Genomic DNA, 19359 nt, shown 5'->3' with positions numbered 1-19359 from the left:
GCTTCTAATCGGGAATTACGCGCGACCCACTATGTCAAATAACATGGCCTCTCGCTGTCGTACGGGTTGCCGAACCACGACAGGGGAACTCTTTACACATACGCTGTGTCCCAGCGCATCGGCGGTAGAAGCCAGAAAACGGTGATTTGTTTCTCGTAGTTAGTCCAGCAACGGTGACGCTTGAGTATTTTCTATCCATCTCCATCCAAACCTTCAAAGGTTGCGCCGCTCCCAATGAGAGGCTATGGATGGAGAATTTCGCAAGGTTCGTTAAAACAGCCATAAAAAAGGGTGCCTGCCCGGCACCCTGGTTTTACTCAGCTTTACTGCGATTGCGCTTAAGGCACCATAGGTACAAGGACAAATGTACCAATAATAACGGTTATCAATCCGCACAGAACGGGTACAGAAGTACGCTTTACAACCTCAAACGGACTGATTTTTCCCATACCGGATGTCGCTACAACAACCCCTGAAACCGGTGAAACCGTACGACCAAGGTTTGATGCCTGCAGCATGGGAATAATGAGGAAGGCCGGGTTCAGGCCCATCTTTGTTGCCAGGGAAGGCGCCAGCTCTACAAAGGCATAAAAAGGCGCATTACCGGAGCCGGTGGCGATTGCGGCAGCAACCGTTAAAGTGGTTAAAATCAACATAAGGGCAACGCCGCCGGCACCAGCGATTTCGGCCAGGTGGAGCAGGTTGTCGATCGCACCAATGGACATCAGGCCCTGGGCAAATACACCGGCGGCAACCAGAAGCATGACAACGCCCTTGAAAGCCTCTGCCATACCTTGATAACAAGACTCAAGGTCTTCCAGGACTTCTTTGCCTTTGAAGCCTTTGGTGACGAAATCCGTCAGGGCTCCTACAAAGATGGATAGTACAACGATGGTATAAATATCCAGTTCCAGCCCGGGGATAGTGCGGCCGTTGAAAAGGAAAACGCCAATGATTGGCAGGAATGGCAGCAGGGCGTAGAAAGCCGGAGCCTTGACCTCAATGCTTGAAACATCCACACGCTCCATTGGGGAGTTGTCTTTTTTATCGAGATACTTATTCCAGAAGAAAGCTGCAGCCGCCATAACGATGATGGCGCATACAGAAACAGGCAGTACGGTCTGCACAGCGAAAACATCTAATGGCAGGCCTGACTTTTCAGCAGCAATCACCACGTCACCAGAGGTTGGGGACAGAATGATGGCAGCGGGCGAGGCGCACACAGCCACAGCAGCCGGGCGGGAAATTCCCATTGCAGTCATCATGGGAAATAATGTTGCCATAAGAAGAACACCCAGGCCGGTTGCCGAGCTTACAGCTAAAGACATCAAACAGGCGACAATGTACGCTGCTACCAGAAGGACATAAGGTGACTTGATGGCGGAAAGCGGCCTGGAAAACTGCTTTACCACTACGTTGTTGGCACCGAGATGGGTCATGTAAGAGGCGAAGCCACATAACAGCATGATCTGCATACCCAGTCCGCCGCCCCGGTACTGGAGCATATACTTAACGTACTCAAGCGCATCCGTGAACAAATTGCCTGTTGAGGCTATTTTGGACGGTAAAACGTCGTGACCAAGTAAGCCTGTGATAATAAGAAGTAAGACACCCGTCGTTAAAAGAACTCCGGCAGGTCTGTAACCCTTAACAATAAAATAACCGACTGCAATTGTGACAATCAATCCTATGAACAGCTCCAGCATAGTACTGCCTTATATTGGTAAATCTATAGTAAAATCTTTATATATTTCTGATTGGAATTTACCCAAAGCTGTGCTGAGACACGAGTACTAGTTATCTTTTTGATGACATAGAGCAATTAATGAGCAAATTTGTAAATCGGCTGTCCGGAAAGGGTTGACCTTGCTGAACCACTTTAAAAAGCCATGGTCTAAACAGCGCGGACTATTGTAATTTCATAAGAAAACCCGCATCTTTGCAGATAAGAACCTGCCGATTTATATGATGGCTCAATCGCTGCAGGTACCCGCTGACTCTTTGTCATCCGACCAGACAACCGCCAGGTGTTGGTCAACTGAGGTCAGTCCAAGTTGTGAAGCCGTTATAAGGGGAGCTGAATCATGGATAATAACGATACTGTACACTTGTCAGAACCCTTCGATCTGCCGTTGTTGCCATTGCGGGATGTGGTTGTTTACCCGCATATGGTTATTCCTTTATTTGTCGGGCGTGAAAAATCCATTCTGGCTCTCGATGAGGCGATGTCGAAGGGCAAGAAAATACTTCTGTTAGCCCAGAAAAATGCTCAGGACGATGATCCGTCTGAATCAGAGCTGTTTTCCGTGGGTACCATCGCCAGCATTCTCCAGTTACTGAAACTGCCGGATGGCACCGTAAAGGTACTGGTTGAAGGTGAAAGGCGTGTTCATGTTGATGATCTGTATGAAGCGGATGGTTTTGTGATGGCCTCCATACAGATGGTTACCACGCCTTATGTCAGCGAACGTGAAGGTGAAATTCTGATTCGTTCCCTGATGTCCCAGTTTGAACAGTATGTTCAGCTCAGCAAGAAAGTTCCCAATGAGGTACTGACCTCTCTGTCCGGTATTGATGAGCCTGCCAAGCTGGTGGATACCATTGCCGCGCACATGCCTATGAAGATCGAAGACAAGCAGAAAGTGCTGGAAATCGAAGACCTGGGTGATCGCCTCGAATTCCTGATTGGTATCATGCAGGGCGAAATGGATTTTATGCAGGTTGAGAAAAAAATCCGTGGCCGTGTGAAAAAACAGATGGAACGCAGCCAGCGTGAGTACTACCTCAACGAACAGATGAAGGCGATTCAGAAAGAGTTGGGCGATATGGACGAAGCGCCTAATGAACTGGATGAGCTGAAAGAGAAAGTAGAATCGGCGGGCATGCCGGTAGAGGCCAGAGAAAAAACTCTGGCTGAACTGAACAAACTGAAGATGATGTCGCCGATGTCCGCCGAGGCGACCGTTGTACGTGGCTATATCGACTGGATGATCTCTGTGCCCTGGAAAAAGCGCAGCAAGGTTCGTCACGATATGAAGCGCGCTCAGGATATCCTCGAAAACGAACACTTTGGTCTTGAGGAAGTGAAAGAACGTATTCTGGAATACCTTGCGGTCCAGAAACGCGTCAAGAAGATCAAGGGGCCGGTTCTGTGTCTGGTAGGTCCTCCGGGGGTAGGTAAAACCTCTCTCGGTGAATCCATCGCCAGAGCCACCAATCGCAAATTTGTACGTATGGCACTGGGTGGCGTTCGGGATGAAGCGGAGATACGCGGTCATCGTCGTACCTATATTGGCTCCATGCCGGGCAAGCTGATCCAGAAGATATCCAAGGCGGAAGTGCGCAACCCGCTGTTCCTGCTGGATGAGATCGACAAGATGGGTGCCGATATGCGTGGTGACCCTTCTTCTGCATTGCTGGAAGTTCTGGATCCTGAGCAGAACAACTCCTTTAACGATCATTACCTGGAAGTGGATTACGACCTGTCCGACGTAATGTTTGTCTGTACTTCCAACTCCATGGATATTCCGGCACCACTGCTGGATCGTATGGAAGTGATTCGTATACCGGGTTACACCGAAGACGAAAAGGTGAATATCGCCATTCGTTATCTGGTACCCAAGCAGATCAAAAACAGTGGCCTGAAAAACAAAGAGCTGGCTTTTAAAGAAGATGCACTGCGCGACATTATTCGCTACTACAGTCGGGAAGCGGGTGTGCGTGGCCTGGAGCGGGAGATCGCCAAGATTTGTCGCAAGGCAGTCAAGGATGCTGCCCTGTCGGTTGAAGACCGGAAGGATGTGGTGACGCCGGAAGCGCTTGAATACTTCCTGGGTGTGCGCAAGTTCAACTTCGGGCGTGCGGAAGACCAGGATCAGGTGGGGCAGGTTACCGGGCTGGCCTGGACTCAGGTGGGTGGTGAGCTATTGACTATTGAATCCATGGCAGTGCCAGGCAAAGGGCAGATCACCAAGACCGGCTCTTTGGGTGATGTGATGCAGGAGTCCATTCAGGCAGCCCTCACAGTCGTTCGCAGTCGTGCCAGAGCGTTGGGCATTGATGGGGACTTCCATCAGAAGAACGACCTTCATATTCACGTGCCGGAAGGTGCGACACCCAAGGATGGCCCAAGTGCCGGTATTGGTATGTGTACTGCTCTGGTGTCGGTGTTAACTGGTATTCCGGTTAAGGCCGAGGTGGCCATGACTGGCGAGATCACCCTGCGTGGACAGGTGCTGGCCATTGGTGGTTTGAAGGAGAAACTGCTGGCGGCGCACCGGGGTGGAATCAAGAAAGTTGTTATTCCCGAAGAAAACCGAAGAGATCTTAAGGAGATTCCTGACAACATCAAGGCAGCCCTTGAAATCGTTCCTGTGCAATGGATCGACCAGGTGCTGGAAGAAGCGCTGCAATACACGCCAACGGCTTTGCCGGAGCCGTCTGGATCGGTAAAAGCCGAAATCAAATCCGAAGAACCTGACAAGTTGATCAAAACCCACTGATTGATTTTGCACGTCAGCCCCTGTTTTGGTGCTGACGTGCAGTAATGACGCGGGTTTGCTTGTTGACAGAGCCACAGCGGCGTTGGTATAAAAAGCCGCTACCTCAAGCCGCAGACCGAGATGTCCTGTGTAAAAGGGTTACAGTAACGATTTGGTCACAGTTACGGGTAACTTTTTCACAACTTTTTAGTATTTTCAGGCATTTAGCCCCGGAAAACAGGCATAGTCTATTGCGTTGCACCGTTGCATCGTATTAAGGTGGATGTCGGTTTTTTGCAGTCATATTGTCTGCAGTACTGGACTCTCATCTGTTTGGAACAGGGTTCCGGTCGTTCTGCCTGTCGTTCTTGTCCATTTTTATTATCAGGTCACGACAGACAGGACAAAAATGACGGTGAATCGCATTGCAACCGATTTTCGCTGAGTATTGTCAGGCCCCGTAGCTTGTGTTTTCAGCAAAAATCACGCAGCATAGCGAAACACTTATTGGGTCAGGCATTCGAGGCATTTACGTTTCTGATTGCCTTCTAGCCAAACGGCTAAAAAGCATCCTACAAAGAAGGGGAATTCGAGTGAACAAGTCCGAGCTGATTGATTCCATCGCGGCATCTGCAGACATTCCAAAGGCGCAGGCTGGACGTGCGCTGGACGCTATGATCAACACGGTTACCGATGCTCTGAAAAACGGTGAGCAGGTTGTTCTGGTTGGTTTTGGTACTTTCGCAGTTAAGGATCGTGCGGCCCGTACTGGTCGTAACCCTCAGACTGGCGAGCCTATCGAAATCGCTGCCGCCAAGATCCCTAGCTTCAAGGCTGGTAAGGCTCTCAAGGACGCGGTTAACGTTTAATTCGCGCTGGGTAGAAGTCCGGGAACGGGCTTCGCAGAACCTAAACACCGGATGCTGACAGAGATTGCAATGACTCAGTCTTTGAATATAATCTCTGTTACATCCAAAAAGGCGCATCAGTCGATGCGCTTTTTTTTTAACTCGAAGGCCAGTGGTTTACCTGTGCCTGTTCGGGGCGAACAGTAAACTTGGGCGTCTGGCCGCACTAAGCAGTAGCCTCAGACATTAGCCCTAACGAGCTTGGAACATGAGGTTGATATGCTCCAAACAATGAGGGAAAAGTCGAAAAGCTGGGTAACCTTTGTGGTTGTCGGCGTGATCGCTTTTATGATGGCCATAACCGGCCTAGAGTCACTTGCACCTAATCCTAATAACAGTGATGTCGCCAAAGTCAATGGCGAGGAAATCAGTCGCTTTCAGTTGAATCAGTCGATCGACCAGCAGCGTCGCGCCATGATTCAGCAGATGGGGGAGCGTTTTGATCCGTCCCTGATTGACGACAAGCTGTTGCAGGAGAACGTTCTGAACAGCCTGATTGAGCGCTCCCTGCTTTTGCAAGCTGCCCAGTCTGGAAAAATGGACGTCAGTGACGCCAGCCTGGATCAGCTGATTATTTCTATTCCCGAATTCCAACAGGACGGTCAGTTTAATCAGGAACGATTCCAGATGGTGCTTCGCAGTGTTGGAATGACGCCTTTGCAGTTTCGTTCAGTGCTGCGTGAAGACATTCTCATGAACCAGATGCAATCCGGTATTGCCGGCAGTGAGTTTGTGACAGCGGCTGAAATCCGGAAGCTTAACAGTCTGGAACGTCAGACTCGTGATATCGCCTGGCTGACTCTCAAAGCCGACAAGGTTCGTGACAGCATCCAGCCTTCTGAAGACGAAATTGCCACCTACTACGAATCCCACTCTGACCGCTTTATGACTGAAGAGCAGGTTGTGATTCAGTACGTCGAGATGAAAAAAGCAGACCTGAAGGGTGATATAGAAATCAGCGACCAGGAGCTGCGGGACGAATATCATCATTACACCGATCAGTTGAAAGAAACCAGCCGTGACAAGCAGCAGGTGTCCACCATCCTGATCGAAACCGGTGACAAACGCGACCTGGCTGCGGCTAAAGAACGTGCGGCTGAGGTTGAAGGCAAGCTGGCTGCAGGTGAATCGTTTGCGGAACTGGCAAAGCGCTACTCTGATGACCCCATCACAGCAGAGAATGGCGGTGATATGGGTATGGTTGAAGCTGGTTTCTTTGGTGATACCTTTGATGATGCCATTGCGGGTCTGGAGATCGATGAAGTGTCCGGTCCGGTTGAAACCGAGTTTGGCTTGCAGATCCTGAAGGTCACTGCCCGTGAAAAAGCGACCCTGCCAACCTTTGACGAAGTGAAAGCACAACTGTTGAGCGACCTGCAGAATCAGGAAGTCAACGTTCTGTTTCTGGATCAGAGCCGCCTGCTGGCCGATATCAGTTTTGAAGCTTCTGACCTGACTCAGCCTGCTGAACAGTTGGGTCTGGATATCAAAGTCTCTGAGCCATTCGGTCGTCAGGGTGGCGCTGATGCCATCACCTCCAACTCCCGTGTTATTGCTGAAGCCTTTAACGAGGAAGTGCTGGAACTGGGGGCAAACAGTGAGCTGATTGAAATTAACCCGGAAGAAGTTCTGGTTCTGCGCGTAAAAGAGCACAGACAGCCTCAACAGAAACCACTGGAACAGGTGCATGACAGCATCGTTCAGTCCCTGAAGGCTGAAAAGGCTCGTGAACAGCTGCAGGGGCAGGCAGAGCAGCTGATCGCTCAGCTGCACGAAGGCGTTGACAGCAAGAAGGTCGCAGAAGATGCCGGACTGGAATGGTCTGAGTCTGACGATGCCACCCGTAACCAGCCGGGCGTTGCCCGTCAGCTGCTGACCACTGCTTTCAAAATGCCTCATCCGGCTGAAGGTAAGCAGGCCTTTGATCGTACCGAGCTGCCAGATGGTGATATTGCTGTCATTGCCCTGAGTCAGGTGCATGAAGGTGAAGCCAGCATTGACGATGAAGCGCAGGCTCGTATGATGGCACACTATATTGCCGCTGGTAATGGCCGGGTTCTGTTTAACCAGTATGTGCGCAGTCTTAAGGATGACGCCAAAATTAAACTCTATGATGAAGATAAGTGACAGATGTCGTTCTGATTAGATAGAAAAGCCGGATACTGTTCCGGCTTTTTCTTATGGATAAAAAATCATGGGTAAAAAGTCCGGGGTAAAATCATAGCTCTGGATCATCCAGATCCAGCAGCCAGTCGCCAGCCATCCAGTAGTCATCCAGATCCAGAGACATTACCGGGGTGTCACCTTCCTCTTTCAGTTCCTTACCTTCACGGAACGACTCCAGGCAATCCTCCTCAATCACTTGTCCGGTCAGTTCAGGCCTGTGTTCCTGAGCAACGGTCTCAAGCATCTGCTCTGCAGAAAGACTGAAATCGCATTCCCAGATCTGTTTCAGTCCTGCCCTGGAAGCACCAAAGATAATGCGGGAAATAGTAATGCCGTTGCATCTGGCCCAGACAATAGCGGTCATGGCACCGGAGTCAGGCTCAGCGTTGGTGACCAGGGTAAGCTTCTGTTCAGGCTTGCAGTGATAGTTACCCGCCAGCATATGCAGTGCCAGTCCTTCAGCGCTGAAGAGGGGACTGATGTGCATGGCGTTGGCTGCTGTCACCAGAATCTGACCACATGGGTCAATAATGCAGCAGGCAAAAGGTGTGACCGGGTTCGCAGTAATGCCCAGCTCGATCAGTTCGCCCATCAGCTCTTCGTATTCTTGCATGGTGTGCTCCTCCACTAAAGAGTCCACTAGAGAGTCCACTAAAGAGTCTGCTGAAAGTTAGAGACAAAGATAGTTCAGAAACGCTCGTCAGTATGCGTAAATCGAGCTTTTTACTTGAGGAAAATACCGTTCGGATGGGCAGTCGGTTTGATGACTTTATCAAAGTGGCGGATGGTCTGTTATTTTGTACCAGACCGTGGATATACTGGATGAAGAAGTAATCTGCAAAAAGAGAAGTTCCGTACACAATAAAAAAAACAGTGTTACAACCACTGTTAACTATACTGTTATCCCGATATCAGTGAGGGTAATTCATGAAGGAATCGAATCGAAAGCAGTTAATTACTGACAGTAACCCAATGGGAACCGACGGCTTTGAGTTTGTCGAATTTGCTTCAGCCAACCCGCAGGAGCTTCATCAGCTTTTCCGCAGCTTTGGTTTTGTACCAGCAAGAAAGCACAAATCTAAAGACATCACTCTTTATGAACAGGGGGATATCCGGTTTCTGGTCAATGGTGAGGCGGATTCATTTGGCCGGTCGTTTCATGAAATCCATGGTCCCTGTGCCTGCTCCTTTGGCATCAGGGTTGCAGACGCTGACCACGCCTTTGACCGGGCGCTGTCTCTGGGAGCGGATGCAGGTGACTCTGAACTTAGCGTTAACCAGCGACAGGTACCGTGTATTAAAGGCATCGGTCACAGCCTGCTCTACCTTGTTGATCGCTATGGAGAAGACGGTTCCATCTTTGACGATGAGTATGAAATCTTACCTGCTTCAGCCAATACAAATGAAGACCACGTTGGTCTTGAAGTGCTGGACCATCTGACCCATAACGTTGCTAAGGGCGATATGGACAAGTGGGCTGGCTTTTACGAGCGCCTTTTTAACTTCAAGGAGATTCGCTATTTTGACATCGAAGGCAAGCTGACGGGGCTGAAGTCCAGGGCGATGACCAGTCCCTGTGGCAAGGTTAAAATTCCTATCAATGAATCCTCCGATGACAAGAGCCAGATTGCTGAGTATCTGGAACAATACAATGGAGAGGGCATTCAGCACATCGCCCTGACCAGTCGAAATATCTTTGAAACCGTTGATCGTATGCGGGGGCTGGGAACCGGTTTTATGCCGTCGCCACCGGATACCTATTACGAAATGCTGTCGGAACGACTACCCTGGCATGATGAGGATGAAAGAGCTTTGCAAAAGAGGGGTATTTTGCTGGACGGCGGACAGACTAATGCGAGCGGTGATGGCCTGCTGTTGCAGATTTTTACTAAGACGGTCATTGGTCCGATCTTTTTTGAAATTATCCAGCGCAAAGGTGACGAAGGCTTTGGTGAAGGTAACTTCAAGGCGTTGTTTGAAAGTATTGAACGAGACCAGATTCGTCGTGGAGTTCTCAAGGATGGGTAACTATGAAATCATCAACATACACGGCCAGAAAAGCGGATGAGCAGGGTTTTATTCATTATCCGGATGAAGAGCATGAAACCTGGAGCATTCTTTATAATCGGCAGATAAAAAATCTCCCGAATCGTGCCTGTGATGAGTTTACTTCCGGTCTGGAGCTGCTGAGGCTGTCGCCGGATAGAATTCCTCAACTGCCGGAGGTTTCTGAAATTCTGGCAAAAGAAACAGGGTGGGGCGTTGCCCGGGTTCCGGCGCTGATCTCATTTGATCGTTTCTTTCAGTTACTGGCCGATCAGCAGTTTCCAGTGGCGACGTTTATTCGAACTCGCGAAGAGCTGGATTATTTGCAGGAGCCGGATATTTTTCATGAAATATTCGGCCACTGCCCATTGCTGACTAATCCCGCCTTTGCTTCCCTGACCCAGACCTTTGGCAAGGTGGGTTTAGAAGCCAGTAAAGAAGAACGGGTTTATCTGGCCAGATTGTACTGGTTTACTGTGGAATTCGGATTGTTGGACACCCCCAGTGGAAAGCGTATCTATGGCGGAGGGATTCTTTCCAGCTACAAGGAAACTCTGTCCTGCCTTGGCAGTAAACCTGTTCATCAATCTTTTGGCGTTAACCGGGCGCTGCGTACCCCCTATCGTATTGATATTGTTCAGCCCATTTATTTTGTGATTAATGGCCTGGCTGATCTCAAGGTGCTGGGGGAATCTGATTTGCTGGGGCTGGTCAGGGAAGCTATGAAACAGCCAATGTATGAACCCTTGTTCCCACCTGCAACCTGAGCCAGTAATTTGCTCTTTCACTATCACCCCCTGCCGGGTTAAGGAGACTTTTCCTGACCCGGTGATTTCCTGATAAAAGTGGCCGATAGCTTATACAGCGGGATTCTGTCTGATAATCACAACAGGAAACGGACTGTGAGAATAATCTTCAAGCTGTTTTATGGGCTGCTTATTCTTCTTGCCTTATTTTTCGGTGCTATTTTAACCTGGCTCTTTGTCTCTTTTAAGCCTGTGCCCGCTGTTCAGGGCTGGAAAGATTCGACGCCATCTATTGAGCGGGCCGAACAGTGGATTAACCAGGTGCAGTCGGCTATGGACTCGAACAAGCTATTTCGAGCTGAAATTGATAGCCGGGATTTACGTTCACTGATTTTTTACTGGTCCAGCCGATTAAATCAGCTAGGCCAGGGTAGGGTGAAAGTTTACGGTGCTGATACCGCCTTTACCGATGATAAGCTGACGGTAAAACTAAGTACTGAGTTTCAGCTTGACCAACCCCGCTTTATCAATTTTGAGGTGGTGTTTTCAGGTCATGAAGGGGTTCCCCGCTGGGATTATCTCAGGCTGGGGAGTGTGACATTAGCGGGTGAGTGGATAAGCTGGGTATGGACTGAACTGGTTTTTCCTCTAATCCCACAAAAACGCGCCAGCCTCTGGAAAACCCTTACCGGAGCTGTCAAACGTTTTGATATTTTTCCTGGTAAGGCTGTTCTGGTGTATCGCTCCAACAAAGAGTTGCGAGAGACCCTCAAAGCTCAGGCGGAGGAACTGGTAATCGGTGATCAGGAAGAAAAAGCTGCTATAGGGCTTTATCTCAGCGTTCTGGCAGCGGCGGCTGACCAGAATTCCCTGTCTGACATTCCCATGGCCTATTTATTGCGAACCATGGTTGGGCTGGCAGTAGCACGCAGTGAGCAGGGCAGTGCTGTTGACGAGAATCGTCGTATGATCCGGGCGTTTGCGATTCAGGTGGCGGACGCTTCAGTGCGACCATTGCTGGGTCCTGGCATTAAGCCAAGGTCTATGGATCGTCCCATTGTCCTTAGGGGGCGTTTTGATCTTGCTCAGCATTTTCTGGTCAGTGCAGCGCTGGCTTTGAGTCTGGATGAGCAGACTGCCCTGAATATAGGAATCAGTAAAGAACAGGCTGACGCCAAAGCCGGGGGCAGTGGTTTCAGCTTTTCTGATTTAATCGCTGATATGGCGGGTATACGCTTTGCTACCGCACTCACGGTCAGTGAGGAACAGGCCAGACTGGCCCAGCAGTTTTTATTGCAGAACCGGGGCGAACAGATTTTTATGCCGGAAATCGCCTGGTTACCCCAGGGGCTAACGACAGCAGCGTACACGGACCTGATGCGCCACCCACTTTATCCTGCCATGTTGGATAAAATGGTAAAGCGGCTGGAAAACCTGCCTCTGCTGATAGCGGTTGGCGAATAGTTTTTACTCAACACTCCTTCCTGACATACGACTTCGGCTGTAATACACTAATGCGCTTTGTTGATTACTAAGAAGGTTAAGCCATTGAAAAATAGGCTGACAGGAGTGTGCTATGCAGCCCGGGGATATTGAGATCAATACAGGGCGAATGGTATTTTCCGGCCTGGAGTGGGGTGACCCGGAGGCAAAGCCGGTACTGGCCTTTCACGGCTGGATGGATAATGCCGCCAGTTTTACCCCCGTCGCTCCCCTGTTAAAAAATAGTCGTCTGATCGCTGTCGATCTGGCTGGACATGGACGATCACAGCACCGTCCGGCGGATATGGATTACTGCGTCTGGAACTATGTTGAAGACATCATTGATATTGCGGATACATTAGAGCTACAGAGTTTCTGTCTGATGGGGCATTCTCTGGGGGGGGTGGCTGCTGTTATGGCAGCGACCGTCTTAAAGGAACGGGTTGAGCATTTGATCTGTATTGATGGCCTATACCCCTGGCCAAGAAAACCAGAAGACGCCCCAAGGGTTCTGGCAGATTACATCGAACAGCGTCGTGCTTACCGTAAAGGCAAAACCGTTAACCGTTTTAAGACGATGGAACACGCTGTTCGTATTCGCTCGTTTGGGCAGTTTCCGGTCAGTCGGACATCATCTGCCTTGCTGGTTGAACGGGCGCTTTATCTGGATGGCGATGCCTGGACCTGGCGAACGGACCCAAGACTCACGCTGTCTTCACCTTTACGGTTTACACCGGAGCAGGCTATGTCATTTGTTGATGCCCTTGAGTGTGATACCCATATGTTTTATGCCGAAAAAGGTGTGGTTGACTCCATTATCGGACACAGTACCGAGCGTTTTCCCAATGTGCATTTTCACGCCGTTGACGGCACGCATCATTTTCATATGGATGGTTCAACGGAATTTGTTGCAGAGCGGATTAACGGCATATTGTCATAAGTTTAAAAGTGTTTATGGGATGAGTTTTATATCAAACACCAGGGCGCTGTGATCGCTGTTGAGGGTATGAAACAGATACTGACCGACAAAGCTGATACTGCTGTGATTCCGAGGTTTAAGGAATAGGTAATCAATGCGAATTAATGACCAGACTGTTGCTCCGGGTGGTGCAATGCAGGAGTAGTCAAAAGAGTCTGTATAGCCGTGTTGTTCAAGCAGCTCCAGCAGGTGTAAGTCTACTGTTGTGTTTCTTAAACGGGCATCCCGTTCAAGAGCATAACGCTTGTTCTCAGGCAGTTGTTTTGCCATTGGAATATTGAGGTCACCACCAATCAGCTGGGTACTGATTTCAGGGTAATAGGGATCGGCACCCATCATCTGCATAGTACCCAGTAGCTGCACTATTTTATGCTGGCAGTTATCGGTATGGTCAAGATGAGTGTTAACAACCTGTAATGTCTGATCTGTCCCGCCCTGGATAATGGTACTAATAATGGCGCATCGCCCTGGTGATGATGAATTATCAGGTGTGATGCCATTATGGGGTGTCCAGTCTGTGCCTGCGGTAGCTGGGTTATAAAAGTAGTAACTGGTATAGAGATGTTTAGCTTTTCTTCGCAGCAGAGTCAGGTTGCCTACAGGAAGAGAGTTTATGGAATTGCCTGATTCCGGGCAGAAGTAGAGTTCTTTGGCGGATATATTAAGTGCCTTCAGCAGGCGATGAATAATGCCCTGTTCATAAACGACCTCTTGCAGTAAATAAATATCTGCATCCATTGCCACCATTTCTTTAATCAATTCCCTGGCGACATTTTCTGACGTTGAAAAATGTCCACTGCCTGCCTGTTGCCAGAAATGCACATTATAGGTGACCACTCGAAGGGTCTTTGCGTCTTTAGTGTGAGAGGGGATGCCCTTATTTCTTCTCAGGCCTTGGAACTGTAGCTTCTGATAAGCGCGAATTAGCGAGGACTTTGGGCAGGGACCCGGGGTGCAGTCTTCTGGCAGCTGTGGATTAAGTTCGTAATTATTGTTTCTGGTTTTGTCATTATGAAGGGTGACGGTTTTTGGCAGCCACGGATAGATGCTGGTGGCAGGCAGTGGCAGTGAGAACCAGCAGAGCCCAAGCATCATCAGTCCGGCAGTAGAAATATAACGTATTCGCATTTGATTGTTTTTTCAGATCGACCCTTGATCATATGGGGTATCAACATAGCCCTTATCTTCTCCAATTTCCAAAAAATGCAGTGATAAGGGAAGCTGAAGCTTAGAATATACGGCTGTCAGTAGTCAGCAGGCCTAACCCAGAAGTTAGTTTTATTTCTCAAACCCGTTGTTACAGTCGTTTTTCAATCTATTGCAACCGCATGATGGCATGGATGCCGGAGGGCGGTCGGTCTGTTCCCGGTCAGGCTTCCGGGAGCCATGACTACGAAACCAGCGACAGGAGAAATTCTATGGATATCCCACCTAATGGACTAAGGCACGCAGTTAGTGAATCCTCTGGTCCTGCTCAAGACAGATCAGCACACAGTGCTTCAGGAAGGCTTTGGAATATGCTGGTTCGTATCTCAGATGCTATCGGGCACCTACACCAGTACATAACAGGGAATACTCTGTCAGCCACCAGTATTCGTGAACGCGAACTTGCTATTGAACAGGAGCAACAGGAGTTTCAGCGCATTGAATTTGGGGATGCAGATCCGGTTCGGGAGCCCAGTTTAGAACAGCAAATCATCGAACTGAATGAAATAATGCCTAGAGGTGGTGCATTGAGTCCAATGATGGAGGATCGATTAAGAGAGTTGCATGCCCGCTTGGACGCTCAAAAAAAACCTAAGCATGAATTTAATCTGCCAGAAGGAGGGGCTTGCTCTGCTTTGTGAGTTTGTATCAATGGCAATGGCTGTTAACGGAAGTTCTGATGAGATTGAGCCACCTTCCAGGTAAGGTGGCCCTGAACGCTAATCCGAATTATTGGAGAAGAGTCATTACTCTGTATCAGCCATCGTAGCGCTGCATCACCAGACAGGCGTTTGTGCCACCAAAGCCAAAGCTGTTGGACAGGATGCGATTCAACTTTTGTTCTTTCGCTTCGCCCACCAGAACTGGCAGACCTTCAGCTTCCGGATCGACGGTTTCAACATTGGCTGAGGCAGTGATAAAGTCATGCTTCATCATCAGCAGGCAGTAAATAGCTTCCTGAACGCCAGCAGCTCCCAGGGAGTGACCAGACAGGGACTTGGTGGAGCTGATGGTTGGCATACTGTCGCCAAACACTACTTTCAATGCTTTCAACTCAGCGACGTCGCCTACGGGGGTTGAAGTGCCGTGGGTGTTGATGTAGTCAATAGAGCCATCAACGGTTTCCAGTGCCATCTTCATGCAGCGAATGGCGCCTTCACCGGATGGAGCAACCATGTCATAACCATCTGAGGTGGCACCGTAACCAACGATTTCGGCGTAGATTTTGGCACCACGAGCCAGGGCGTGTTCCAGTTCTTCGACCACAACCATGCCGCCACCGCCAGCAATAACAAAACCATCACGGTCAGCGTCGTAAGCCCGGGAAGCTTTATCGGGCGTGTCATTGTACTTGGTGCTGAGTGCGCCCATCGCGTCAAACAGACCCGTCTGCGTCCAGTGCTCTTCTTCACCACCACCGGCGAAAACAATGTCCTGTTTGCCCAGTTGAATCTGTTCTACCGCATTGCCAATACAGTGTGCGCTGGTGGCACAGGCAGAGGTGATGGAGTAGTTCACACCCTTGATTTTGAAGGGGGTGGCCAGACAGGCTGATACGGTGCTGCCCATGGTGCGGGTAACACGGTATGGGCCAACACGCTTAACGCCTTTGCTGCGCATAACGTCAGCAGACTCAACGATGTTTTCGGAAGAAGCACCGCCGGAGGCAGCGATCAGGCCGGTTCTTGGGTTGGATACCTGGTTTTCGGTCAGACCGGCGTCTTCAATGGCCTGCTTCATGGCAATGTAGGCATAGGCAGCGGCACTGCCCATAAAACGAACGGTTTTACGGTCAATGTGTTCGTTCAGGTCAATGTCAACAGTGCCAGACACCTGGCTGCGAAATCCCTGCCCGGCATACGTTTCGTTGAAGCGAATGCCGGATCGTCCCTGCTTGAGAGAGTCGGTCACTGCGTCCTGAGTGTTACCCAGACATGAAGTGATGCCGATCCCTGTAATTACAACTCGTTTCATTGGTGTAAACCTGAATTAGCTGAATGAAATCAGAAAGAGTCTGTGTTATGGAACAGACCAACGCGCAGCCCTTCGGCAGTATAAATCTCTCTGCCATCGACGCTGACACTGCCGTCGGCAATGCCCAGTACCAGTTTTCGGGCAATAACACGCTTGATATTGATCCGATAGGTTACTTTCTTACTGGTCGGCAAAATCTGGCCAGTGAACTTCACCTCACCGCAGCCCAGTGCCCGGCCACGACCCGGATTACCCTGCCAGCCCAGGAAAAAGCCTACCAGTTGCCACATGGCGTCAAGACCCAGGCAGCCTGGCATGACCGGATCGCCCGGGAAGTGGCAGTCAAAGAACCACAGGTCCGGTGCGATGTCCAGTTCGGCAATAATTTCGCCTTTGCCGTAGGCGCCGCCTTCGTCGGAGATATGGGCAATGCGATCCAGCATTAGCATATTGGGAGCCGGCAGCTGTGCATTGCCCGGGCCAAACAGTTCACCTTGTGAACAGCGGATCAGATCGTCTTTTTCGAAGGATTGTTGCTTCATTCGTTCGTTATTCCATGAAATGTCTGCATCGGCATTCAGTTCAGACGCAGTCAATGGGCAATCGGAAGCGCTCTGTGGGTTCCGTCATTCTGTGTGCGTTATGATAGCTGCTTTTGGCAGCACTCTGCTTTTCTTGCGCTATAGGCATTCGTGGCTGAACTATACCATTGCTCTCGTTACACATCATGACTATTTGGGGGCATTTAACAAAATTACAACAGTGAAGAAACGGAGCATTTACGCAGTGATTTATGTGTTAACACATTGTCTATGCTGCTGAGTGTCTCGCTATGAGGTATCATCTTGACTTCAAAGGAAATAATCTGACCGGAAACTGAAACATGACACCGAGCAACGGCAGCAGGCAGTATACCATAGCCATTCTGGGTGGCGGCAGCTTTGGCACCGCACTGTCTGATATCTCAGCCAACAACGGACATAACGTGCGTTTGTGGATGCGCAATCCGGAGCAGGTTCAGGGGATCAATAATGATCATGTGAACCATCGCTATCTTCCGGGGTTTTCTATCCATCCGTCAGTCTCGGCTTCAACGGATTTGCAGACCGTTCTTGCGAGTGCTGATATTGTACTGATCGCCATTCCCAGTAAGTCATTCCGCTCAGTGGTGCAGCAGGCGGGCGATGGCCTGAAGGGTAAAATTGTGGTGAGCACCACCAAGGGAATCGAGCCGGTCACTTTTGACCTGATGAGTGAGATTCTCAAAGAAGAGCTGTCTGATATCCGGATGGGCGTTCTCAGTGGTCCGAACCTGGCGAAGGAAATTGTTGCCAAAGCGGTAACGGCTTCGGTGATTGCCAGTGAAGATGATGACCTGTGCGAAATTGTTCAGGGTGTGCTGCACTGCGACTATTTCCGGGTCTATTCCAACCACGATGTTTATGGGGTCGAGCTGGCTGGTGCCCTGAAGAATATCTATGCCATTGTGACGGGTATGGGAGCGGCCATGAACATGGGCGAAAATACCAAAAGTATGCTGATTACCCGCAGTCTGGCTGAAATGAGCCGCTTTGCCGTGAAGCTGGGTGCGAATCCGCTGACGTTTCTGGGGCTGGCCGGCGTGGGCGACCTGATCGCTACCTGCACCTCCAGTCTGAGTCGTAATTTTCAGGTGGGGTATGCCCTGGGGCAGGGCAAAAGCCTGAAGCAGGCAGAGGAATCGCTTGGGCAGGTGGCGGAGGGGGTCAATACTTTGTGCCAGGTGCATCAGAAGGCTGAAGAGTTAGGCGTTTATATGCCAATGGCGGACGCACTGCACAAAATTATCTTTGAGGGTTATGATGTGCAGCAGCTGGTCAAAGGCATGATGATGAAAGAGCTGAAGACCGACGTCGAATTTATGGTGCGATAACGATACAAAAGCAGGCAACACAATATGGACGATAAACTAGTTAACAACCTTAAATCTGAATCTCGCTGGCTGCGACTGCTGTTTATGGCGTTTTATCTGGTCGCGGGCTATTTCGCCGGGCTCCTGGTGTTTATTGTCGCCCTGGTGCAGACGGTAGTGGGGTTTGTCAGTGGGGAGCCTAATGCCCGTCTGCTGGTTTTTTCTAAAAGCCTCAATCTTTATCTTTTTCAGATTCTTGAATTTCTTACCTACAACGCCGAGACAAAGCCTTTTCCTTTTTCCGACTGGCCTGAGAGTGAGCCCCGCTCCGGGGACTGAGTGATTTATTGCCAGCCCTGGTTTGCGTGAAGCAGTCAGGGCGGCGGGTCATCGGTCCACAGCGACATCGTATCAGAGGAGTCAGGGATGGTGTCCTGTATAAGATAGTGTTCAATCCTTGAGATGGGTGGGCTGGCTCCTGTTGTCGGGCGGTACCTCTCTATTTCGTTGGTGATTCTTTCCTCAAAGTTTTCTGCAGTCACAGAAAAATCCCGTAAATCGCTTAACTGAAGAACCCGGATGTAGTTTGGGTCTCCCCTTTGGTAGACAATAACAGGTGTATCTAACTGATAGGGATAGATGATTGAGACCATTGCATCAAACTCCTGATTGAGGAAGATGGTTTGAGCATCCCGAAAAGAAACAATACGGTGTTGGATAGCCGAGGTCTCAATATTTAAAGAGTTTTCATGGAGATTGTGGCTGGCATGGACGGCTATCCTTTCTTCGCCGTTGGCCTCTTCAGTTGAATCGATGGCAATGTCATCGGAATGCCCCTGAAACCACCTTAACCAGATATTGATAATATCCCACCGACTGAACTGGTCAGTGTGCAGGTTATTGTTGGAAGCCTGGTTATTTATGAAAGTCTGGAATTGATTATCCTCTGCGAAAATTTGTCTTAGTTGATTGAGCCGGGAGGTGAGCCCATGGGACGGATATGTATAATTGCAGCAACAAAAGCAAAGCAGGAAAGGTATACAGACCGGTATACAAAACAGCGCCCTTACCCCTCTTGCATGGTTGGTTTGCTCTGATGAATAAAGCGTAATCGCTTCTGTCCGGAAATAATCAAGGATACCACCCTGGGCTCCTAGTCCATCGTAAGGGTTGAGCAACTGGTTTGGCCTTACTGAACGATCCCCGTTGATTGAAATGTCTTCAGTAATAACCAGGCCTGACTGCATGGTTCCGGAATCCATTGCCATTGTAGTGCCGGATAGGCAGATGGCCAAAAGAGTGCATGGTCCTATGAGTTTTATGAGTTTTATGAGCATTGATGTAAATTATAAAATTGATAACGTCAGAGGAGGCAAGGTAGAAGTAATTTCTGGAAAAGCAAGCCTGGCGTTCATTAGTGAAAAGCGAACAACGGACAACGAACAACGGTATAATCAGGCAATGCCATGAAAGATGACAA

17 protein-coding genes are annotated in these 19359 nt (G+C 49.6%); 11 read left to right on the top strand and 6 right to left on the bottom strand.

Going from position 1 to position 19359, the window contains the following annotated elements; translation table 11 throughout:
* Nucleotides 1–338: 338 nt before the first annotated feature.
* Nucleotides 339–1706 (bottom strand): anaerobic C4-dicarboxylate transporter DcuC, encoded by a 1368-nt coding sequence (gene dcuC / locus NX720_RS25195; protein WP_262598360.1) that lies wholly within the window; start codon nucleotides 1704–1706, stop codon nucleotides 339–341.
* A 378-nt stretch (nucleotides 1707–2084) separates the two neighbouring features.
* On the opposite strand from dcuC, the gene lon reads away from it, so the two are divergent.
* The 3 genes from lon to NX720_RS25180 all read left to right on the top strand — a co-directional run bounded on the left by lon (nucleotide 2085) and on the right by NX720_RS25180 (nucleotide 7516).
* Complete coding sequence (gene lon, locus NX720_RS25190) at nucleotides 2085–4502, top strand: endopeptidase La (protein WP_262598359.1); 2418 nt, start codon at nucleotides 2085–2087, stop codon at nucleotides 4500–4502.
* Between the two features lie 572 nt (nucleotides 4503–5074).
* Nucleotides 5075–5350, top strand: a complete 276-nt coding sequence (locus NX720_RS25185) for an HU family DNA-binding protein (protein WP_034873233.1) — start codon at nucleotides 5075–5077, stop codon at nucleotides 5348–5350.
* Between the two features lie 258 nt (nucleotides 5351–5608).
* Nucleotides 5609–7516 carry a SurA N-terminal domain-containing protein gene (locus NX720_RS25180; protein WP_262598358.1) on the top strand — a complete coding sequence of 636 codons (1908 nt, stop codon included), beginning with the start codon at nucleotides 5609–5611 and terminating at the stop codon, nucleotides 7514–7516.
* Nucleotides 7517–7607: 91 nt separating this feature from the next.
* Here NX720_RS25180 and NX720_RS25175 read toward each other — a convergent pair whose 3' ends face one another.
* On the bottom strand, nucleotides 7608–8168 hold the full coding sequence (locus tag NX720_RS25175) for a hypothetical protein (protein WP_262598357.1): 561 nt from the start codon (nucleotides 8166–8168) through the stop codon (nucleotides 7608–7610).
* Between the two features lie 314 nt (nucleotides 8169–8482).
* Between NX720_RS25175 and hppD the strand changes: the two genes are divergently transcribed.
* From hppD to NX720_RS25155, 4 genes are all read left to right on the top strand, one after another.
* On the top strand, nucleotides 8483–9583 hold the full coding sequence (hppD, locus tag NX720_RS25170; protein WP_262598355.1) for a 4-hydroxyphenylpyruvate dioxygenase: 1101 nt from the start codon (nucleotides 8483–8485) through the stop codon (nucleotides 9581–9583).
* Nucleotides 9584–9585: 2 nt separating this feature from the next.
* On the top strand, nucleotides 9586–10368 hold the full coding sequence (gene phhA, locus NX720_RS25165; RefSeq protein WP_262598354.1) for a phenylalanine 4-monooxygenase: 783 nt from the start codon (nucleotides 9586–9588) through the stop codon (nucleotides 10366–10368).
* 135 nt (nucleotides 10369–10503) lie between these two features.
* Nucleotides 10504–11811 (top strand): hypothetical protein, encoded by a 1308-nt coding sequence (locus NX720_RS25160; RefSeq protein WP_262598353.1) that lies wholly within the window; start codon nucleotides 10504–10506, stop codon nucleotides 11809–11811.
* 112 nt (nucleotides 11812–11923) lie between these two features.
* Nucleotides 11924–12769 carry an alpha/beta hydrolase gene (locus NX720_RS25155; protein WP_262598352.1) on the top strand — a complete coding sequence of 282 codons (846 nt, stop codon included), beginning with the start codon at nucleotides 11924–11926 and terminating at the stop codon, nucleotides 12767–12769.
* Nucleotides 12770–12781: 12 nt separating this feature from the next.
* Here the strand turns inward: NX720_RS25155 and NX720_RS25150 are convergent, their stop codons facing one another.
* A complete protein-coding gene (locus NX720_RS25150; protein WP_262598351.1) occupies nucleotides 12782–13936 on the bottom strand; it encodes an exonuclease/endonuclease/phosphatase family protein in 1155 nt (384 codons plus the stop codon).
* Between the two features lie 290 nt (nucleotides 13937–14226).
* Between NX720_RS25150 and NX720_RS25145 the strand changes: the two genes are divergently transcribed.
* A complete protein-coding gene (locus NX720_RS25145; RefSeq protein ID WP_262598350.1) occupies nucleotides 14227–14655 on the top strand; it encodes a hypothetical protein in 429 nt (142 codons plus the stop codon).
* 115 nt (nucleotides 14656–14770) lie between these two features.
* On the opposite strand, the gene fabB is transcribed toward NX720_RS25145, so the two are convergent.
* Both fabB and fabA read right to left on the bottom strand, forming a co-directional pair.
* Nucleotides 14771–15988: a beta-ketoacyl-ACP synthase I gene (fabB, locus tag NX720_RS25140; RefSeq protein ID WP_262598349.1), complete on the bottom strand. Its 1218-nt coding sequence runs from the start codon at nucleotides 15986–15988 to the stop codon at nucleotides 14771–14773.
* Nucleotides 15989–16017: 29 nt separating this feature from the next.
* The gene (gene fabA, locus NX720_RS25135; RefSeq protein ID WP_262601662.1) at nucleotides 16018–16530 is read right to left on the bottom strand and encodes a 3-hydroxyacyl-[acyl-carrier-protein] dehydratase FabA; all 513 of its coding nucleotides are present in this window, start codon (nucleotides 16528–16530) and stop codon (nucleotides 16018–16020) included.
* A gap of 341 nt (nucleotides 16531–16871) precedes the next feature.
* Between fabA and NX720_RS25130 the strand changes: the two genes are divergently transcribed.
* Nucleotides 16872–17900 carry an NAD(P)H-dependent glycerol-3-phosphate dehydrogenase gene (locus NX720_RS25130; RefSeq protein WP_262598348.1) on the top strand — a complete coding sequence of 343 codons (1029 nt, stop codon included), beginning with the start codon at nucleotides 16872–16874 and terminating at the stop codon, nucleotides 17898–17900.
* Between the two features lie 24 nt (nucleotides 17901–17924).
* Nucleotides 17925–18218, top strand: coding sequence for a DUF4389 domain-containing protein (locus NX720_RS25125; RefSeq protein ID WP_262598347.1), 294 nt, complete (start codon nucleotides 17925–17927; stop codon nucleotides 18216–18218).
* A 35-nt stretch (nucleotides 18219–18253) separates the two neighbouring features.
* Here the strand turns inward: NX720_RS25125 and NX720_RS25120 are convergent, their stop codons facing one another.
* On the bottom strand, nucleotides 18254–19147 hold the full coding sequence (locus NX720_RS25120; protein ID WP_262598346.1) for a hypothetical protein: 894 nt from the start codon (nucleotides 19145–19147) through the stop codon (nucleotides 18254–18256).
* A 19-nt stretch (nucleotides 19148–19166) separates the two neighbouring features.
* On the opposite strand from NX720_RS25120, the gene NX720_RS25115 reads away from it, so the two are divergent.
* The gene (locus tag NX720_RS25115) at nucleotides 19167–19349 is read left to right on the top strand and encodes a hypothetical protein (protein ID WP_262598345.1); all 183 of its coding nucleotides are present in this window, start codon (nucleotides 19167–19169) and stop codon (nucleotides 19347–19349) included.
* Nucleotides 19350–19359: the final 10 nt, after the last annotated feature.

It is taken from the genome of Endozoicomonas euniceicola, from assembly GCF_025562755.1.
Classification (GTDB): Bacteria; Pseudomonadota; Gammaproteobacteria; order Pseudomonadales; family Endozoicomonadaceae; genus Endozoicomonas_A; species Endozoicomonas_A euniceicola.
The sequence above is the reverse complement of the archived record's forward strand: the minus strand, read 5'-3'. Positions and strand labels throughout refer to the sequence as shown.

Coding starts and splice junctions, on each gene's coding strand:
- dcuC (WP_262598360.1), bottom strand. CDS start 1,706: ATGCTGGAGCTGTTCATAGGATTGATTGTCACAATTGCAGTCGGTTAT.
- lon (WP_262598359.1), top strand. CDS start 2,085: ATGGATAATAACGATACTGTACACTTGTCAGAACCCTTCGATCTGCCG.
- NX720_RS25180 (WP_262598358.1), top strand. CDS start 5,609: ATGCTCCAAACAATGAGGGAAAAGTCGAAAAGCTGGGTAACCTTTGTG.
- NX720_RS25175 (WP_262598357.1), bottom strand. CDS start 8,168: ATGCAAGAATACGAAGAGCTGATGGGCGAACTGATCGAGCTGGGCATT.
- hppD (WP_262598355.1), top strand. CDS start 8,483: ATGAAGGAATCGAATCGAAAGCAGTTAATTACTGACAGTAACCCAATG.
- phhA (WP_262598354.1), top strand. CDS start 9,586: ATGAAATCATCAACATACACGGCCAGAAAAGCGGATGAGCAGGGTTTT.
- NX720_RS25155 (WP_262598352.1), top strand. CDS start 11,924: ATGCAGCCCGGGGATATTGAGATCAATACAGGGCGAATGGTATTTTCC.
- NX720_RS25150 (WP_262598351.1), bottom strand. CDS start 13,936: ATGCGAATACGTTATATTTCTACTGCCGGACTGATGATGCTTGGGCTC.
- NX720_RS25145 (WP_262598350.1), top strand. CDS start 14,227: ATGGATATCCCACCTAATGGACTAAGGCACGCAGTTAGTGAATCCTCT.
- fabB (WP_262598349.1), bottom strand. CDS start 15,988: ATGAAACGAGTTGTAATTACAGGGATCGGCATCACTTCATGTCTGGGT.
- fabA (WP_262601662.1), bottom strand. CDS start 16,530: ATGAAGCAACAATCCTTCGAAAAAGACGATCTGATCCGCTGTTCACAA.
- NX720_RS25130 (WP_262598348.1), top strand. CDS start 16,872: ATGACACCGAGCAACGGCAGCAGGCAGTATACCATAGCCATTCTGGGT.
- NX720_RS25125 (WP_262598347.1), top strand. CDS start 17,925: ATGGACGATAAACTAGTTAACAACCTTAAATCTGAATCTCGCTGGCTG.
- NX720_RS25120 (WP_262598346.1), bottom strand. CDS start 19,147: ATGGCAATGGATTCCGGAACCATGCAGTCAGGCCTGGTTATTACTGAA.
- NX720_RS25115 (WP_262598345.1), top strand. CDS start 19,167: ATGGCCAAAAGAGTGCATGGTCCTATGAGTTTTATGAGTTTTATGAGC.